At 56.5% G+C, this 16749-nt stretch carries 12 protein-coding genes; 8 read left to right on the top strand and 4 right to left on the bottom strand.

The window, feature by feature from the left end; all coding sequences use genetic code 11:
• The first annotated feature begins 406 nt into the window (after positions 1-406).
• Together D460_RS0116030 and D460_RS0116020 are read left to right on the top strand one after the other, a co-directional pair.
• Entirely contained in the window at positions 407-679 is a 273-nt protein-coding gene (locus tag D460_RS0116030; protein WP_018899589.1) for a BON domain-containing protein, read from the top strand.
• Between the two features lie 940 nt (positions 680-1619).
• Positions 1620-2282 (top strand): hypothetical protein, encoded by a 663-nt coding sequence (locus tag D460_RS0116020; protein WP_018899587.1) that lies wholly within the window; start codon positions 1620-1622, stop codon positions 2280-2282.
• Between the two features lie 42 nt (positions 2283-2324).
• Here the strand turns inward: D460_RS0116020 and D460_RS0116015 are convergent, their stop codons facing one another.
• Genes D460_RS0116015 through D460_RS0116005 form a run of 3 tightly spaced genes read right to left on the bottom strand, consistent with a single transcriptional unit; the run spans position 2325 to position 5420 of the window.
• Positions 2325-3881 carry a DHA2 family efflux MFS transporter permease subunit gene (locus D460_RS0116015; RefSeq protein WP_026283214.1) on the bottom strand — a complete coding sequence of 519 codons (1557 nt, stop codon included), beginning with the start codon at positions 3879-3881 and terminating at the stop codon, positions 2325-2327.
• Entirely contained in the window at positions 3874-4371 is a 498-nt protein-coding gene (locus D460_RS0116010) for an isoprenylcysteine carboxylmethyltransferase family protein (protein WP_018899585.1), read from the bottom strand. The genes D460_RS0116015 and D460_RS0116010 overlap by 8 nt, the downstream gene beginning before the upstream one ends.
• A complete protein-coding gene (locus D460_RS0116005) occupies positions 4368-5420 on the bottom strand; it encodes a type III polyketide synthase (protein WP_018899584.1) in 1053 nt (350 codons plus the stop codon). The genes D460_RS0116010 and D460_RS0116005 overlap by 4 nt, the downstream gene beginning before the upstream one ends.
• Before the next feature lie 803 nt (positions 5421-6223).
• Between D460_RS0116005 and D460_RS0116000 the strand changes: the two genes are divergently transcribed.
• The 6 genes from D460_RS0116000 to htpG all read left to right on the top strand — a co-directional run bounded on the left by D460_RS0116000 (position 6224) and on the right by htpG (position 15588).
• On the top strand, positions 6224-9670 hold the full coding sequence (locus D460_RS0116000) for a response regulator (protein WP_018899583.1): 3447 nt from the start codon (positions 6224-6226) through the stop codon (positions 9668-9670).
• Positions 9670-10506: a CheR family methyltransferase gene (locus D460_RS0115995; protein WP_155947767.1), complete on the top strand. Its 837-nt coding sequence runs from the start codon at positions 9670-9672 to the stop codon at positions 10504-10506. Before D460_RS0116000 ends, D460_RS0115995 begins: the two co-directional genes overlap by 1 nt.
• On the top strand, positions 10506-11078 hold the full coding sequence (locus D460_RS0115990) for a chemotaxis protein CheB (protein WP_018899581.1): 573 nt from the start codon (positions 10506-10508) through the stop codon (positions 11076-11078). The genes D460_RS0115995 and D460_RS0115990 overlap by 1 nt, the downstream gene beginning before the upstream one ends.
• Positions 11078-12160, top strand: a complete 1083-nt coding sequence (locus D460_RS0115985) for a response regulator (protein ID WP_018899580.1) — start codon at positions 11078-11080, stop codon at positions 12158-12160. Before D460_RS0115990 ends, D460_RS0115985 begins: the two co-directional genes overlap by 1 nt.
• Before the next feature lie 131 nt (positions 12161-12291).
• On the top strand, positions 12292-13275 hold the full coding sequence (locus tag D460_RS0115980; RefSeq protein WP_018899579.1) for a PAS domain S-box protein: 984 nt from the start codon (positions 12292-12294) through the stop codon (positions 13273-13275).
• A gap of 420 nt (positions 13276-13695) precedes the next feature.
• Positions 13696-15588, top strand: coding sequence for a molecular chaperone HtpG (htpG, locus tag D460_RS0115975; protein WP_018899578.1), 1893 nt, complete (start codon positions 13696-13698; stop codon positions 15586-15588).
• 332 nt (positions 15589-15920) lie between these two features.
• Here htpG and D460_RS0115970 read toward each other — a convergent pair whose 3' ends face one another.
• Complete coding sequence (locus D460_RS0115970) at positions 15921-16718, bottom strand: transporter substrate-binding domain-containing protein (protein WP_018899577.1); 798 nt, start codon at positions 16716-16718, stop codon at positions 15921-15923.
• Positions 16719-16749: the final 31 nt, after the last annotated feature.

Here is a 16749-nt window from a genome sequence, read left to right as displayed (position 1 = left end):
GGTAAGATATCAGAAAACTTGAGCGTGACCACTTCTCGTATTCGATACCCACAAAGACGTCGAGCAAGACGGCACATGCTTGATGCCCCAGTTACTCTTGGCTCGCTGAGCCTCTCCTCGAAAAGCGCTCCAACAACTGCCGCCGTATCGGATAGCGATGCGCGATTGAAGTCCGGTGTTTCACGGTTTGCACCCGTCGCCGAGGCGACTACACGAGATGTGAGGAAAACAGCCATCGTATTAGCGACCTCCGATCCGTCTTGGGAGCATAAAAATAGCTTACAGATGTGCGTGCGAACCTTGCAAGTGGGACCTAAGTCCTACCGGCGGAACCAAAGGAATTTTGAGAGATTACTTTCATATCCATTGCTTGGTTCTCCAGGCAGGACTTGAAAGGTTTACCTCGATGAGATTTGGTTCCGATAGCTTCACCCATGAAGATTGGTGCTTGCAAGGTCATGGTTCGGCGTCAACGATTGCAACTATTCGGGCGGCACTTTCCGCCGAGCCTGACATTGACAGCAGCGCGATCAAGGTTCAGATGATCGGCCCAATTGTGATATTGGAGGGTTACATCTCGAATACGGCTCATCGTGACAGGGCGATTGCGATTGCGGCGATGGTCGTTGGATTTGGAAACGTTCACGATCGAATGTTGAGCCACTATCCCACTCACTAAGCCCAATGTCTCTTTGCCTATAACTTCGATGGCGCAGTCAACTCGAATGCCAGACTGCAAAGAAATCGCTGCTGTTGCGGCGCCAAGCTCAGATGAAGCACAACTGATCTTGGGAATGTTGTGACTTTAAATGCACTTGGAACTTTCAACGCTGATACCTCGCTCCGTGACGATCGATCCACTTTGGAGAATCCGATACGTTTGACGCGTGCACGTGTCGATTTTTACGTTAAGTGGAAGCGAGGCGGGAATGTGAGGCTGCCGGCTTATGCGAGGCCGACAAAAGCACACTATCCTGCATCACTATCCTGCATCTTTTTGCATGGTCGCACGTTCCGTTTTCAGATGACAGCACCTAAGGACGATAGCGATGACAGATACGCGATTAAGAGGTTTCAAAAGCCGAGCTGAACTCGAGGAGCACCTCGCTGAGATCTCCGATGATGCGGAGGCGATTGGGACAGCTGGCGACCTTCAAGGCGATCTCAAAGACCTTGAACGAGAGGCCGCCTGGCTTCGCAAGGAGGTCTCTGATCTTCGATCACAGCTCCATGTCGTCCGTGGTGTTACCCAGCCGAACCGAGGGGAGCAAGCATCTGGTCGTCACTATTGGCGATGGGCCACAGCATTCGCCATTGCCGTGACGCTCTATCACTTTCGGATGCGCGCGCGACACCGTCCAACTTAGAGTGTGCCCAAGCTATCTTCTGTCAGTGGCCACCGCGCACTTAACAACGTAGCCGTCGATTGCATCTTGTGTTCGAAAGCCGATACCAAAGGCCCGCTGCAATGCCAGCAGTTGGGTCGGGGTCATCGGCGTTCGTTCCTCCCCACGACATCAGACCTCCGTCCGATGTATGATCAGCGATGATCCGTTAGCGTTGAAATCAATCTTGAACGGTAATGAGACGTCCTGCTGGCGGCTCACCTGGAGGAAACGATGCGCATCACCATTCTGGCTTCGATGACTGCCCTATCCCTTGCTGTCTGCGCGGTCCCCCTCGCTGTTGCGGGCTTTGCTTGCACTGCCATGGCGAAGGACGGAAATGGTGGGGGTAATGGCGGTGGCCATGGAGGCGGCGGCGGCTATGGAGGCGCAAGTCATGGCAACAGCGGTGGCCAGGCCGGGAGCTCTGCACACGGCACCTCGCCATCGCGAGGCAGTATCGCGAAAGGCAAGTCGCGCGAGGCTAGTGATCATCCGCGGGGCAGCAAGGCTGAGCGGGCGACATCTTTAACCACGAAAGAACGCAAGGCGTCCGCCGAGCTAGCTGGATTGAACTCTCTCAATCGCAACTACAAAGCCTATCTTCATACGTCTGATCCACGAATGAAAGCGATCTCAGCTTACGCCGTTGCCTATGCCCAATACGAACTCGATAACGGGATCGAGCCGTCCGAGAATGATCCAATCCTCGGGGACCAGGCGCTGCAAGACGCGCTCGCATTGGCAACGACGACTGGGGGCTCCGTCGCACTCCAGAGGGCCAAGTCTATCCTTGGTGTCGGTGAGGCCGAGGGAAAGATCGATCAAATCAGAGCCACACTCACGCCGACATCGGCAGTCGAGGATGCCGTCCCCGTCGTTTGCCGCCCGAATTGAGCAAAAGAGGCGTGGATGCCTATGACCATCGAGCGAGACTGGCTATGCGGTGTTGTTTTCGGTTGAAACACGCTGCGCGAACGCTACAGCGATGATCGCGCAGGCAGTCAAAATAGCGACGAGAAGCCAAGCCTCGTTGATCGCCTGGACAGTTCCTGCGGTCTGAACGAGCGGATCGAGCACGGCAGTCTGTTCCGCGTCGAACCCGCCGGACTGATGCGCGGTGACGATGTCAATTGGAGCTCCAATAAAATCGGCGATGTTTTTGTCGCCATTCTCTAGGCCCTTCCAAAGCTTTTGCCCCAGGGCCTCGGAACGGGTGTAGATGATCGTGTCTATCAAGGCGATCCCGATCGCGCCTCCGAGGTTGCGCATCAAGTTGAAAAGGCCGCTAGCATCTGGAACACGATTGGGCGGTAGCGTGCCGAGGGCCAGACGAGTGGGCGGCAAAAGGCAAAACATGATAGCGACGCCGCGAACGATCTGCGGCCAAAACATCGCATCATAATCAGATCGTGGATCCTGGTATGCGCTCATTGCGAGGCCAACCGCAAACAGGGCAAATCCGCATGCTGACAACAGGCGTGGGTCGGTTCTCTTTTCTAACGCCACAGCCATTGGCGCGGTAACGAGTTGAGCAATGCCCGTGACCAGCATAACCATACCGATTTCCAAGGCGTCGTGTCCCCTGACAAATGCCAGGAAGACTGGCATGAGATACACCGAGCCGAACAGCCCGATACCAAGAACGAAGCTCAGGATCGAGCCAACGAGAAAATTACGGTCCCCGAAGTTGCCGAGCTCAACGAGAGGTCGTGAGCGCATTGTGGAACGCCAGGCGAAAAGCGATCCAGCGATGAAAGCGCAGCTCAAGCAACCGATCACGTAAAGGGAAATCCACCCGTTTGTCGGCGCTTCCTTCAGGCCGATTTCCAAGGTGGCGAGACAGCCGGCCATGCACAGCAGGGACACCCAGTCGAAGCCTCGAAGTGCTGACGGATCGACCTTGTGGCGCGGCAGGGTCCGCGACGCAACCGTGGCGGCGACTAGTCCCGGCGCGAGGTTGATCAGGAAGAGCCAATGCCATGAATAAGTATGGGTCAGCCACCCGCCCGCAATCGGTCCAACAGTGGGTGCGAGGACAGCAAGCACGCCCGCGATCGTCGTCGCCAACGCTTGGCGCTTATTGGGGAAGAGGATGAAGACTGCGGAAAAGACCGAGGGTATCAACGTTCCCCCGGAAAATCCCTGAAGAACCCGAAAGGTGACGAGCTCGCCGAATTCGCCGCTAGCTGCGCATCCAGCGGAAGCGATGACGAAAACGATGAGTGATCCTACAAACAACCAGCGCATGGTCAGCAACCGGGTGAAAAAACCGGTCAGCGGGATGGCGACGACCTCAGCGATCAGATAAGCGGTCTGGATCCAGCTCAGCCTGTCAGGATCGATTTCGAGCGCCGACTGTATAGTCGGAAGCGATGTCGCCACGACCTGGACGTCAAGGATCGCCAGGAACATGCCCGCGCACATCGCGACAAATCCGATCCACACCGAAACGGATGTTCGAAGTGCTGGCGAATGATCAGTGGTGTCAGACATGTCGAGATCCCGAAAGGGCCGCGTTCTCGGTCTTGATCCTGACCGTTAGAACGAGTGCGTTGGCGATGGAGAATACCAGCGCATGGAGCGGTTGGCCAAGACAGAGTGGAAGCACCGCGATCTCGCCGATGACGACCAGGTAATTGGGATGGCGAATGAAGCGGTAGGGACCGGCAGCCACCAGCGTCTCGCCAGGAACAACGATAATGCGTGTCGTCCAACGTTTCCCGAGTGTGGCAAGCGTCCAAAACCGCAATGCCTGCAGACACACAAACACACCGAGCCCAATAGGGTGAACCCGCACATTCCATGCCCAAACCCAAAGGCTGGACAGCCACAACGTATGAAGCGCGACGATCAGGCTATAATGTTCTTTGCCAATCTCCCTGCCACCCTTTGAAAGCAAAGCTTTGGTGTTGCGTCGCGCGAACCAGAGTTCACCGACCCGCTCCACAGTGACCGCCAATAACAACATAGACGACCAGGTCATGCCATGGCCTTCAACGACACGCAGCTTAGCGTAAAACCCGGTCCCATGGCCGTTAGCAATGTGCGCTGCGGCTGACCTGCCGCAATGACCCTTTCAAGAACGAACAGAGCGGTCGGCGATGACATGTTGCCGTACTCTCGTAGAACTTGCCTTTCGTGGTCCAGTGTTCCCCGATCGAGTTTCAGCGCGGATTCCAGGGCATCGATCACCTTTGCGCCGCCTGGATGACACGCAAAGCGATCGATATCATGCAAGGCAAGGTTGGACCTCGATAAGATGGTTTTAATCGCCGGACGAAGATTGCCTTGCGCGAATGGCGGAATAGCGCGATCGAAAATCACACCGAGACCTTCGGGGTCGACACTCCATCCCATTATGTCGAGGGTGTCGGGCCAAGTGTGCTGCCCGCTCATGTCTATTTCCGCTAATCCATATTCGCCTGCCTTGACAATACAAGCGGCGGCTCCGTCGCCGAAAAGTGCGGTGGCGACGATGTTCGCCTTTGTGAGTTTATCCAAGCGGAACGCGAGCGTGCAGGTCTCCACGGCGACGAGCAGCACGACAGAACCGGGTCGCGACGCCGCCAGTCGCGACGCGATCGACAAACCCGAAACGCCGCCCGCGCAACCCAGGCCGAACACGGGCACGCGCTCAATGTCCTCGCGAAAGCCCATCGTCTCAAAAACGCGCGCTTCCAGGCTGGGCGTCGCGATGCCGGTCGACGAGACAGTCACAACGGTATCGACATCCGACGCGGCGAGCTGGGCAACTTCAAGCGCACGGGTTGCCGCATCAACAAAAAGTGCGCTCGCACCCTCGATGAAAGCCGTGTTTTTGGCTGGCCATCCTGACGTGTTGAGGTACCAGTCGATAGGTCGCACGCCGTAGCGCCGGCTAATGCCCGAGCTCTCGAAGACTTTGGCCAGGCGCTCGAAGTCGCCAAAGCGAGACGAGAAAGCCTTGTGTGAAGCAAGAGCAGCATCACGCTGGTCAATCAAGTACGGGGGCAGGGCGGTTCCAATCGAGACCAATTTCACGGATGGGGGCATGGGAGTCCTTTGGCGGTTCTTCTCGGCCACGCTCCGCGTCGTTTGGGCCTCGAGAGCAGGAACGTCATCCGCGGGAAGAAAGTTTCAAAACATAAGGAACTGTTCCAAAGGCTTGAGCAGCGGCACCAAACAGCGCAAGTCAGCCGCCCTCCAAAGAAGATCTATGTGAAATCCCGCCACAAGCTGCCGAGCAGGTCGCCTGTGAATTCATGGACCTCTGATCGAGTGAAACGATTAACCAGTCGATTGGACTGCGAGGCAAAGAAGCCAGTTGCACGGCACAATCAACTGCCGGTCGCCAGCAGGTCGTCAAATGGCTCAAATACCTCGAAAACCAGTTCAAGGCTCGCAAACGCAGCAGGGCCGATAGCGACATGGAGCTTCGAGTGGATATGCCACGACCTTGGGATCTGCGCCACTGCAGCTACCGAACATTCGTGCCCATCATCACTGAGGCCAAGAAGCGATTTGAGACATGCCGGAAACGAAGAAAGGCTACGTGTCGACCTGTAGCGCCGCGCGGGTCTCCCTCCTGGCCGTCTAGTGAAGGGCCGGCACTCGTGTTCGCGCTATCCACCCGCTGCGAGGACGGCAAACCGGCCCTGGACCACAAATGACGGTCGAGATTGGCGCTGCAAGCCTGGTTAGAGGAACTCGCAAACGTGAGCTCCGCTCTAGCGATATGTCCCGGACGCCCGATTTCCTCCTCGTGCTCTTTAATTCGACAACGGGTCTGTCTTTGCCTATGAGAATGTGCCGCGAGTAATGGGTTCGTGACGTGCCACCAACATTGCGAGATTTTGATGAAAAATACGCCTGCCTCTGAACAGAAGAAAGCATCCTTGGGCCTCGATCCTGGCGTCGCGATCGGACTGGCGGGCACGCTTGTCTTCTTTGTAATCAGCGGTCTCATCGCCTTTCTCAATCTTCAGACGTTGGAAGAGAGTAATCAGCGAATCGTTCAGACCCATGTAGCAATCGTTGCACTTGATGAGCTGCTCTCGCGAGTGCAGGACGCCGAAACCGGGCAGCGCGGCTTTCTGCTGACATCCAACGAGACCTACCTCGCACCGTTTGATGCCGCGCTGCAGTCAATACCATCGAAGTTGCAGGACATTGATCGGTTGACGGGAGAAAATTCTGGCCAGTCGGAGCGGCTTGCGACCCTCAAGCACCACGTCGATGCCAAGCTCGCCGAGTTGAAGGAAACAATAGACCTGCGTCGAAACGATGGGTTGCAGGCGGCCTTGGCGGCCGTGAACTCGGATCGCGGCAAGATCGAGATGGATGCCATTCGCGCACAGATATCCGCCATGGCACAGCGCGAAGGGGAAGTTCGCCTACAGCGCATCGCGGAAATGAAAGGTGCCCAGCAGACAGCATTGACGAGCACAATATTATCTGGGCTGGTCGGCATGGTGCTGACCTTGGTCATCGGGACGCTCATCCGGCGGGCAACGTTAGCGCGTCGACGCGAAGACTGGTTGCAGTCGGGTCAGGTTGGACTGGCGAACGCCATGATGGGGGACCAGCCACTCGATCAGTTAGGCAACAGCATCTTGGAATTCTTGATAAGCTATGTGGGGGGAATAGCTGGTGCGGCCTTTGCAATGGACCAGGACAAATTCAAGCGCATTGCCGCTTTTGGTGTACCGGTCAATGCAGCTATCCCAGACCATTTTGGCCCGCGTGAAGGCCTTCTAGGCCAGGCCGCGGCGCAAGGCCGACCACTGATCTTCGGCGAGGTGCCCGACGGATACCTGGTTTTTGGCTCGGCACTTGGCAGGGATAAGCCTCGTCATCTTGCAATTTTCCCAGGCACGGTCGATGGGAAGGTAAATTCCGTCATCGAGATTGGCTTTCTGCGCCCTGTAGACCCGCTGGTACAGACACTTCTGGAACGGGCGTCAGAGGCTGTCGCCATCGCCGTGCGATCTGCCGCCTATAGGAGCGCTTTACAAGACCTTCTTGAAGAAACTCAGCGCCAGTCGGAAGAACTTCAGACCCAGAGTGAAGAACTTCGTGTATCGAACGAAGAGCTCGAGGAACAAGGCCGTGCGCTGAAAGAAACGCAGACCCGCCTGGAGCAGCAGCAGGCCGAGCTGGAACAGACTAATTCGCAGCTCGAAGAGCAGGCGCAGGAACTCGAGTTCCAGCGCGACAATCTTGAGCGCGTCAACGCGTCCGTCGAACTGAAGGCAAGAGAGCTTGAGCAGGCCAGCCAGTACAAGTCCGACTTCCTCGCAAACATGTCTCACGAGCTGAGGACGCCACTCAACTCTTCGTTGATTTTGGCAAAGCTGCTTGCAGACAACCCGGACGAGAACCTGACTGCCGACCAAGTCAGATACGCTCAGACGATCCAGTCATCAGGCAATGACCTTCTAAACCTGATCAATGACATTCTCGACTTATCGAAGATTGAAGCTGGTCATGTGGAGGTCCGGCCGGAGACTGTGGTTATCGAGCGCCTTGCCAACAACCTACGGCAGGTCTTCCAACCATTGGCCTTTGAAAAGGGACTGGCTCTTACAATTGAATATGCCCAGGATGTCCCAGCGACGATCGAGACCGATCCGCTACGCCTGGAGCAGATACTCAAGAATTTACTTTCGAATGCCATAAAATTCACGCAGTCGGGCAGCGTCGCTCTCATGATTGCCGCGGAGGGTGCGCAGGCGGTTTCGTTCGCTGTCACCGACACCGGTATCGGTATCCCCTCTGATCAGCAACAGCGCATATTCGAGGCGTTCCATCAGGCCGATGGCACGATCAGTCGCCGGTATGGTGGCACGGGGCTCGGTCTCTCGATCTCGCGCCAGCTCTTACGGCTGCTTGGTGGGACAATAGAATTGGCAAGCCAGCCCGATAAAGGTAGTACCTTCACGGTCACCGTGCCGCAAAGCCATGGGCGAGCCTTGCTTCCACTGGCGGATGTGACGCCCCGCTTCACGCCGCAGATTGCGGGCGTGGTCGACCAGGTTGAACAAACGGCCAGAATGCAAACCGCGGCCCCACGGGCGCGAGCCCTGGATGACGACCGTGCCGTGCTCGATAGCGCAAGGCGCGTCTTGCTGGTGATCGAAGATGATGCATCGTTTGCGGCAATCGTTAGAGATCTATCGCGCGAAATGGGCTTCCAAGCTTTGGTCGCCGGCACGGCGGAAGAGGCGCTAAGGCTTGCCAAGGAGTACAGACCGAACGCGGTCATCCTGGACGTCGGCTTGCCCGATCAATCCGGCCTGGCGGTGCTTGATCGCCTCAAGCACGACGTCGAGACCCGCCACATGCCCATCCATATGATTTCTGCCGAGGATCATAGCGAAACAGCGTTGTCCCTGGGTGCCGTCGGCTACGCGGTCAAACCGGTCAAACGCGAACAACTTGTCGAAATGCTGGAGAAGTTGGAGCTCAAACTGGCACAGGATGTTAGACGTATCCTAATTGTGGAGGACGATCCAGTGCAGCGCGAGGCGGTTGCTAAACTTCTCGGTTCGCGCGGGGTCGAAACGCTGACGGTTGGGACTGCCGGGGAGTGTTTGCAAGTGCTCAAGGATGGCACCGTCGACTGCATGGTTCTCGACCTGTCGCTCCCTGATGCTTCAGGCTACGCCCTTCTTGAGACCTTGAGTGCGGAAAGTGCCTACGCGTTTCCGCCGGTTATCGTTTACACCGGGCGAGAACTATCGCAGGACGATGAGCAGCGACTGCGACGTTATTCCAAGTCGATCATTATAAAGGGCGCAAAGTCACCCGAACGTCTCCTCGATGAAGTCAGCCTGTTCCTGCATCAGGTGATCTCCGAGTTGCCGCACGAACAGCAAAAGATGATCCGCAAAGCACGCAATCGCGATTCCATCCTGGAGGGTCGTCGTATTCTTGTGGTGGAAGACGATGTTCGAAATGTCTATGCGTTGACTAACATTCTCGAGCCTCGTGGCGCGATTATAGAAATAGCCCGCAATGGGCAGGAGGCAATAAACGCACTTGAGAGGGCCTCTCAACCCGATGCTTCGATGATAGACCTCGTGCTGATGGACGTGATGATGCCGGTGATGGACGGCCTGACGGCCACCCGCGCAATCCGCCAAAATCCCGCATGGAAAAAGCTGCCCATACTCACGCTGACGGCGAAGGCAATGCCAGACGACCAGCAACGCTGCATCGGAGCCGGTGCAAATGACTACATGGCTAAGCCCCTCGACGTGGACAAGCTGTTGTCGCTGGTACGGGTTTGGATGCCCAAATGATGGGAACGGAAGATCCGAAAAGCGTTGAAGATATCGAGATCCGGCTCCTTTTGGAGGCGTTGTTTCTCACCTATCACTACGACTTTCGCAATTATGCGATGGCGTCCGTGAAACGTCGCCTGCGCCAAGCCCGCCAAGCTCTGGGGTTTGCTACGATCTCAGCAATGCAGGAACGCGTCCTGCACGATCCGTCATTGCTCCCAAAGCTTTTGGGATATCTGACCGTGCAGGTCAGCGAGATGTTTCGCGATCCCACCTTCTTTAGGGCAATCCGTGAAAAGGTTGTCCCCCACCTGAGGACATATCCTTCGCTGAAGGTCTGGATTGCGGGATGCAGTGGCGGCGAGGAGCTCTATTCGATGGTGATCCTGTTTCGCGAGGAAGGCTTGGAAGAGCGCACCCTGTTTTACGCGACAGATATCAATGCGCAAGCGCTTGAGGTTGCGGAGGCCGGCATTTACGCTCTCGATCGAATGCAACTATTCACGGAAAACCACCGTATGTCGGGAGGTAAATCGTCTTTGTCCGACTATTATCAGGCGGCCTATGGCAGGGCATCTTTTGACAAAAGCCTACGCCGCAACGTGGTTTTCTCAGATCATAGCCTGGTGACGGACGCTGTCTTCGCCGAGATGCATCTCATCTCTTGCCGCAACGTGCTGATCTACTTCGACCGGGATCTGCAGGACCGCGCGCTAAGGCTCTTTGAAGCCTCCATGGTCCGAAAGGGATTCCTTGGCCTCGGCGCCAAGGAAAGCCTGAGATTTTCGGCACTTGCGGGGTCCTTCGAGGAACTGTCAAGAGAAGACAAACTCTACCAGAAGCGGGGCGGCTGATGGCGGCCCGTTTTGACGCGGTGGTCGTAGGAGCATCGGCGGGCGCGTTGGAGGCGCTTTCGGCCATTCTGCCCTTGCTTCCCCCTCATTTTCCGCTTCCGATCATGGTCGTCGTTCATGTGCCGCCGGGCAGGCCTAGCGCCTTGGCCGAGCTTTTCGCGCTCAAATGCCAGATGGTCGTCAAGGAAGCGGAGGACAAGGAGCCGATCTTGCCCGGTACCATCTATTTCGCGCCACCAGGCTATCATCTACTCGTGGAAGTCGATAAAACACTGGCTCTTTCGAGCGATGAGCCAGTCCTTTTCTCCCGTCCCTCTGTCGATGTGTTGTTTGAAACCGCGGCCGACGCCTATAGAGAAAGGCTGATAGCGGTCGTTCTAACCGGCGCCAACAGCGACGGCGCACAGGGACTGAAGGCGGTGGTTGAGGCAGGCGGCGTCGGACTAATCCAGGATCCCGCGACCGCACACTCCGCTTTCATGCCGGACGCTGCCGCCAAGGCAAGTCCTGAAGCTCTTATTATGACGCTTGCGTCAATTACGGAATATTTGCAAAAAGGTTTGAATTCATAATGGACGCCGTTCCTTTTCTTCTTGTCGACGATCTGGAGGAGAACCTTCTTTCACTCGAAGCGCTTCTTCGGCGTGAAGACCTGGTTTTACTGAAGGCCCGATCGGGCGATGAGGCATTGGAAATGCTTCTTCATCACGACGTTGCCCTTGCCCTCGTCGATGTTCAGATGCCGGGTTTGACCGGTTTCGAGCTCGCCGAGCTAATGCGCGGCAATGAACGCACCAGGCGCATCCCCATTATCTTCGTGACCGCTGGTAGCACCGATGGGCAGCGTCGTTTTCGCGGCTATGAAGCCGGAGCGGTCGACTTCATCCAAAAGCCGATCGAGCCGGATGTTTTGCGAAGCAAGGTGGAGGTCTTTTACAAGTTGTTTCGACAGCGCCAGCAGCTGGCTGCGCAGCGCGATGAACTCAAAGCCCAGCGTGATGAGCTCGCATCGCAAGCCGAAGCACTCAAAGCGGCGGCGGGTCATAAGGATGTCCTGCTACGAGAGATCAATCACCGCATCAAGAACTTGTTCAGCTTGACCGCGGGGCTGATCTCTTTAAGCGCGCGGCCCGCCAGAAGCGTTCCGGAACTGGAGGCTGATCTTAGATCCCGACTACACGCCCTATCTCGGGCACACGAATTGACATTGCCGGACCTCGCGCTGGACGGTGTCGGGAGTGAGATCGCAACAACCGTGACCGCACTCCTTCGCGCTATCGTGGCGCCGCATGAGCATGATGAGGATTCTCGCATCGAGATTTCGGGAGCGGACGCGCCGCTGACGGGCAGCGCGCTTACCTCTCTTGCGTTGCTGCTGCATGAATTGACAACCAATGCGGCCAAGTATGGAGCGCTTTCGGTTCCCGACGGTAAACTGAAAATTGAAGTCGAGGCTGCCGATGAGGTGTTGTCGATCAAATGGTCGGAGGCAGGGGCGATGAAAGTCGAGGGAGTACCAAAACGAGAGGGATTCGGATCGACCCTCGAAAAGGCCGCTCTGCAGGGCCTGAGCGGGCAAATCTTACGAGAGTGGACCGAAGATGGGCTCAGGCTCCAAGTCAGCATTCCACTTCCGTCTCTCGTCAGGCTATGACGGGTCGAGCGAACCATAGCGCCTTGGATGGGCCGCCGAAGCTGTCACATGCCACCGGCCCGTTTTGGACTTGATCTCTCTGACAGCCGCCTAGATTTCTCAGCGATCGGGTAAAAGTGACACCGTAAGACATGAAAAAACATACCGAAGAGCGTCTTGCAGCCATCGTCGAATCGTCGTTTGATGCGATTGTCAGCAAAGATCTTTCAGGCACCATTGTTAGCTGGAATAAGGCCGCTGAGCGAATGTTCGGTTACCGAGAGCATGAGGCTGTCGGTAAGCCGATTTACCTGATCGTCCCGGACGACAAGCACGATGAGGAAACGCTTATCCTTGCCCAACTCAAACGGGGTGAGCGTATCGACACGTTCGAGACCATCCGTCGCCATCATGACGGAAGGCGCATCCCGATATCCATCACTATCTCGCCGATCAAGAGCCGGGCGGGGAAACTTGTCGGCTCGTCGAGCATCGCCAGGGATATCACCCAAGCGAAGGAAACCGAGCGGCGGCTTCACCTGTTGATGCGCGAGGTCAACCACCGCGTCAAGAACCAATATGCGGTCGTGCTCGCAGTCATCCGGCAAACGGCGATGCGCTCCGCCTCGGTAGGAGAGTTCGAGGCACGCATCCGTGAGCGGGTCATGGCGCTATCCCACTCTCACGATTTGCTTTCACAGGTCGACTGGGCCGGGGTAGAGCTTACCCAGCTTGTCTCGCATCAACTCAAAACGTTCGAGATGATGCAGAGTGTAAACGTCAGTGGTCCCGACATCACCCTTGACGCCAACGCGGTCTTAAACATTGGCATGGCGATACACGAGCTGGTAATGAATTCAGTCCGCTTCGGAGCGGCGGAAAAACAAGGTCTGTCGGTGACGTGGGCAGTAATGCCCGCGCACGATGGAGACGGTCAACGCTTCGAGTTGAAATGGGCGGAGCCGGCGGTGGAATACGCGGATCTACTGTTGCAGGAGGACGGTTTTGGCGCGCTGGTGCTCTGCCGACTTGTTCCGTCAGCTCTATCTGGACGAGCGGCGTGGAGCATCCATGGCGGGTTGATTGAGTGGACGCTAAACGCCCCTCTCTCCGCTGTCCAAGTCACCCTTCCGTAGCTCTGGAAAATCGACTGGGTTGTCGCTAGTCGCGTTGAGGTGGCAGATCGCTGATGACTTCGATCTCCCTCGAAGAGCGCCGCGCCGAAAATTCATTCATCTCAGCCTGGACTGAGGTCGCGTTTGTGGACATGTGACAAAGGCGCTTCGGTTATCCTGCGCAGCATTGACGGGAACGCCCGCGATCCGGCTGCGACCGGCCTTGAAGATCCAATGCTAGATCTGGTCGCGAGCTTGCGGGAGGGCAAGGCAGTTACCTTTTGATTGTGATAGACTTTGTAGGACGTCTTTACCGGCCCTGAAAAGCCCGCACGGCTGGTAAAAAGAAGCAACCTTTCCTGACGCTTGTTTAGGGGATGCGCTTGAAATTCCCTTAAGAAAAATCCATCTCACCGCCATCTCTCTAGATGGAGTTATGGAATGACGACAGTTGATGAGCCGCAGCACGAGCAACATGCTTTCGAAGCCGATGTGACCCGACTTCTGCACATGATGGTGCACTCGGTGTACTCGGACAAGGACGTGTTCCTCCGGGAATTGATCTCGAATGCGGCGGACGCCTGCGAAAAGCTGCGTTATGAATCGATTTCCAACCCACGGCTATCGTCCGATGGGCATGAGCCGGGAATTCTCGTGGCACTCGATGAAGAGGCGCGAACGCTCATTGTCGAAGACAACGGAATCGGCATGAATCGCGAAGAGATGATCGACGCGCTCGGCACGATCGCGCGTTCAGGAACAAAGGCGTTCATGGACCGTCTCGATGCCGCTAAAACTGGAGAGAAGGCGGAGTTAATCGGCCAGTTCGGTGTCGGTTTCTATTCATCATTCATGGTGGCTGACCGCGTCGACGTGATCTCGCGCCGCGCTGGAGACGTCGAGGCCGCAAAGTGGTCCTCTGATGGAAAGGGACGCTATGAGATAGTCTCGGTGGATCCTGGACAAGCGCCAGCACGCGGTACGCGAGTGGTGCTTCATCTGACGGAAGAGGCCAAGAAATATACAAACAAGTGGACGGTCGAGAAGATCATTCGGGATCAATCGGGCCATGTCCCCGTGCCTATACGTCTGGTCGAGAAAGCTGGCGGCGAACCATCACAGGTCTCCGATGGTGCCGCGCTGTGGACCAAGCAGAAGAGCGATATATCCGAGCAGGACTATAGCGACTTTTATCACGGCATCTCCGGTCAGTATGATGAGCCACTCGCCAACGTGCATTTTCGAGCTGAGGGCCGATATGAGTACACGACGCTAGCCTTCATCCCAGGCTCTCAGCCATTTGACCTGTTCGACCCCGATCGACAAGGTCGAATGAAGCTCTACGTGAAGAGAGTGTTCATTACCGATGAGGCGGAATTACTGCCGCGTTACCTGCGGTTCGTTCGTGGTGTCATTGATACCCCAGATCTACCGCTGAATATCTCGCGCGAGATGATCCAGGAAAGCCCGGTGCTCGCCGCGATCAAAAAAGGCGTCACGAGCCGGATCCTCTCCTCGTTTGAGAAGATGGCCGAGACCGAGGCTGACAAGTATTCCAAATTCTGGGACCTCTTTGGTGCGATTATCAAAGAAGGCATCTATGAGGATTTGGAACGGCGCTCGCAGTTGCTAAAGCTCGCGCGCTTCCGAAGCACGGCGTCGAACGAAGCGACACGCAGCTTGGCAGACTACCGAGACGCGATGAAGGAAGGACAGTCGGCCATATATTACATCAGCGGCTCCAGCCTTGAACAGTTGCAGTCGTCGCCGCAACTCGAGGGCTTCCGAGCCAAGGGTATCGAAGTCCTACTGCTCACTGACGGCGTTGATAATTTTTGGCCGACGAACGTTGCGAACTTCGAGGGCAAACCCTTCAAATCGGTAACCCAAGGTCTCGCCGATCTGGACGCCGTTGTTGGTCAGGAAGACAGTGACGAGAGCGCTCGACAAACGCCTCCCGACGTGGATGCCTTTGTCGAGTTCGCACGAAACCTTCTAGGTGAGGAGGTCGCCGATGTGCGTGTTTCGGGTCGGTTGACCGAGAGCGCGGTCTGCCTTGTTGCGCCGGAGCATGGCCCCGATCGTCAACTCGAAAAACTTCTTCAGGGGGCGGGCAGGTTGCAGACGGTTTCGAAGCCGATCCTGGAGGTAAACGCGCGCAGCAAGCTTGTCATAGACATCGCGTCAACGCACGATCAAGCATTTCGCGAGGATGCTGCATGGCTATTGCTTGATGAAGCACGCATTCTGGACGGCGACAAGCCCGCTAACCCGCGCGCCTTTGCCGAGCGGCAAGCAAGGCTGTTTGCGCTTGCGATGAACCGCGACATCTGAGAAATATTCCGGCGAGGTCGCGGCCGCGACCTCGCCGGAATACGGACGAATGAGGCCTCAGCGCTACTTGGAGCTGGTCCAGATTTGCTCATCAATGAATGTGCGATCATGGAGGCGCGAGACTTGACTGGAAAACAATATCCGGCGTGGTCCATCTTCAAAAATGTGGGGCTCTCCGCGTAAGATTTGCCAATCGTGACAGCAAAGCCGGCGCAGCCTGGGAAGGCTCGGTTTGATTTGAAAATGACTGTCGTGTGGGTCAGCGAACCTGCTGGTGATGAGCCAAGCCCCAAGAATTTCGCTGGGGCCTCTCGACCCCAGCGACGCTAGCATTACTGACGCGAGGTCAGATCGTCGGGTAGTTCGGCATTATGGTACTTGCGATAGATATCGCGCAGTATCTTGTTGTCAAAGTTGGTCTTGACCCACTGGTCGAGCCAACCCTTTAGAGCCGTCTCGCCTTTTGGGATGCCGATGCCAAGATTGGTTTCCTTCTGGGTGAATTTCACCTGCAGCGGATTTGCGGTCATTTTCTTGTTGATGCCGTTGATGACGGCCGACTGGCTCGACAGGACATCGACCTGACCGGATACGACGGATGTGATCAACGTCGCATCGTCCTCGAAGCGAACGATATCGGCGCCCTTGGCCTTGGCAGTAATGTCCTGGTCGTTGGTGGTGGCGCGGGTCACACCGATGCGCTTACCTTCCAGATCGGCATAGTCCTTGATTGCGACGTCAGCCGGACCGGCCACCACGAGAGCAAGCGTCGCGTAGGGGACCGAATAGTCGATCGCCTTCTTGCGCTCCTCGGTGATGCCGAGCGATGAGACGACCATGTCTGCCTTGCCCGTCTGGACTGAGGGCACCCGCGCAGCGTTGGTGATTTCCACGAGTTCCAGTTCGACACCGAGATCCTTGGCGATGAGTTTTGCGGTCTCGACATCCGAGCCCGTCGGCTTCAGGTTTTCGTCGACAAAGGAATACTCCGGAATGCCCATCGCCACGGCGATGCGGACCTTCCCGGACTTATTGATGTTGTCAAGCACGTCGGCATTGGCGACCGATGCAAGGGCCATAAGGCCAGCTCCGGCGATAAGCGCGAGTTTCGAAATCATTTTCGTCGGCATTTGAGTCTCCTCTCTCGTTTGTCTGACCCTG

This window comes from Rhizobium sp. 2MFCol3.1, from assembly GCF_000377565.1.
In the GTDB taxonomy this organism is placed as follows: domain Bacteria; phylum Pseudomonadota; class Alphaproteobacteria; order Rhizobiales; family Rhizobiaceae; genus Rhizobium.
The sequence above is the reverse complement of the archived record's forward strand: the minus strand, read 5'-3'. Positions and strand labels throughout refer to the sequence as shown.

Coding starts and splice junctions, on each gene's coding strand:
- D460_RS0116030 (WP_018899589.1), top strand. CDS start 407: ATGAGATTTGGTTCCGATAGCTTCACCCATGAAGATTGGTGCTTGCAA.
- D460_RS0116020 (WP_018899587.1), top strand. CDS start 1,620: ATGCGCATCACCATTCTGGCTTCGATGACTGCCCTATCCCTTGCTGTC.
- D460_RS0116015 (WP_026283214.1), bottom strand. CDS start 3,881: ATGTCTGACACCACTGATCATTCGCCAGCACTTCGAACATCCGTTTCG.
- D460_RS0116010 (WP_018899585.1), bottom strand. CDS start 4,371: ATGACCTGGTCGTCTATGTTGTTATTGGCGGTCACTGTGGAGCGGGTC.
- D460_RS0116005 (WP_018899584.1), bottom strand. CDS start 5,420: ATGCCCCCATCCGTGAAATTGGTCTCGATTGGAACCGCCCTGCCCCCG.
- D460_RS0116000 (WP_018899583.1), top strand. CDS start 6,224: ATGAAAAATACGCCTGCCTCTGAACAGAAGAAAGCATCCTTGGGCCTC.
- D460_RS0115995 (WP_155947767.1), top strand. CDS start 9,670: ATGGGAACGGAAGATCCGAAAAGCGTTGAAGATATCGAGATCCGGCTC.
- D460_RS0115990 (WP_018899581.1), top strand. CDS start 10,506: ATGGCGGCCCGTTTTGACGCGGTGGTCGTAGGAGCATCGGCGGGCGCG.
- D460_RS0115985 (WP_018899580.1), top strand. CDS start 11,078: ATGGACGCCGTTCCTTTTCTTCTTGTCGACGATCTGGAGGAGAACCTT.
- D460_RS0115980 (WP_018899579.1), top strand. CDS start 12,292: ATGAAAAAACATACCGAAGAGCGTCTTGCAGCCATCGTCGAATCGTCG.
- htpG (WP_018899578.1), top strand. CDS start 13,696: ATGACGACAGTTGATGAGCCGCAGCACGAGCAACATGCTTTCGAAGCC.
- D460_RS0115970 (WP_018899577.1), bottom strand. CDS start 16,718: ATGCCGACGAAAATGATTTCGAAACTCGCGCTTATCGCCGGAGCTGGC.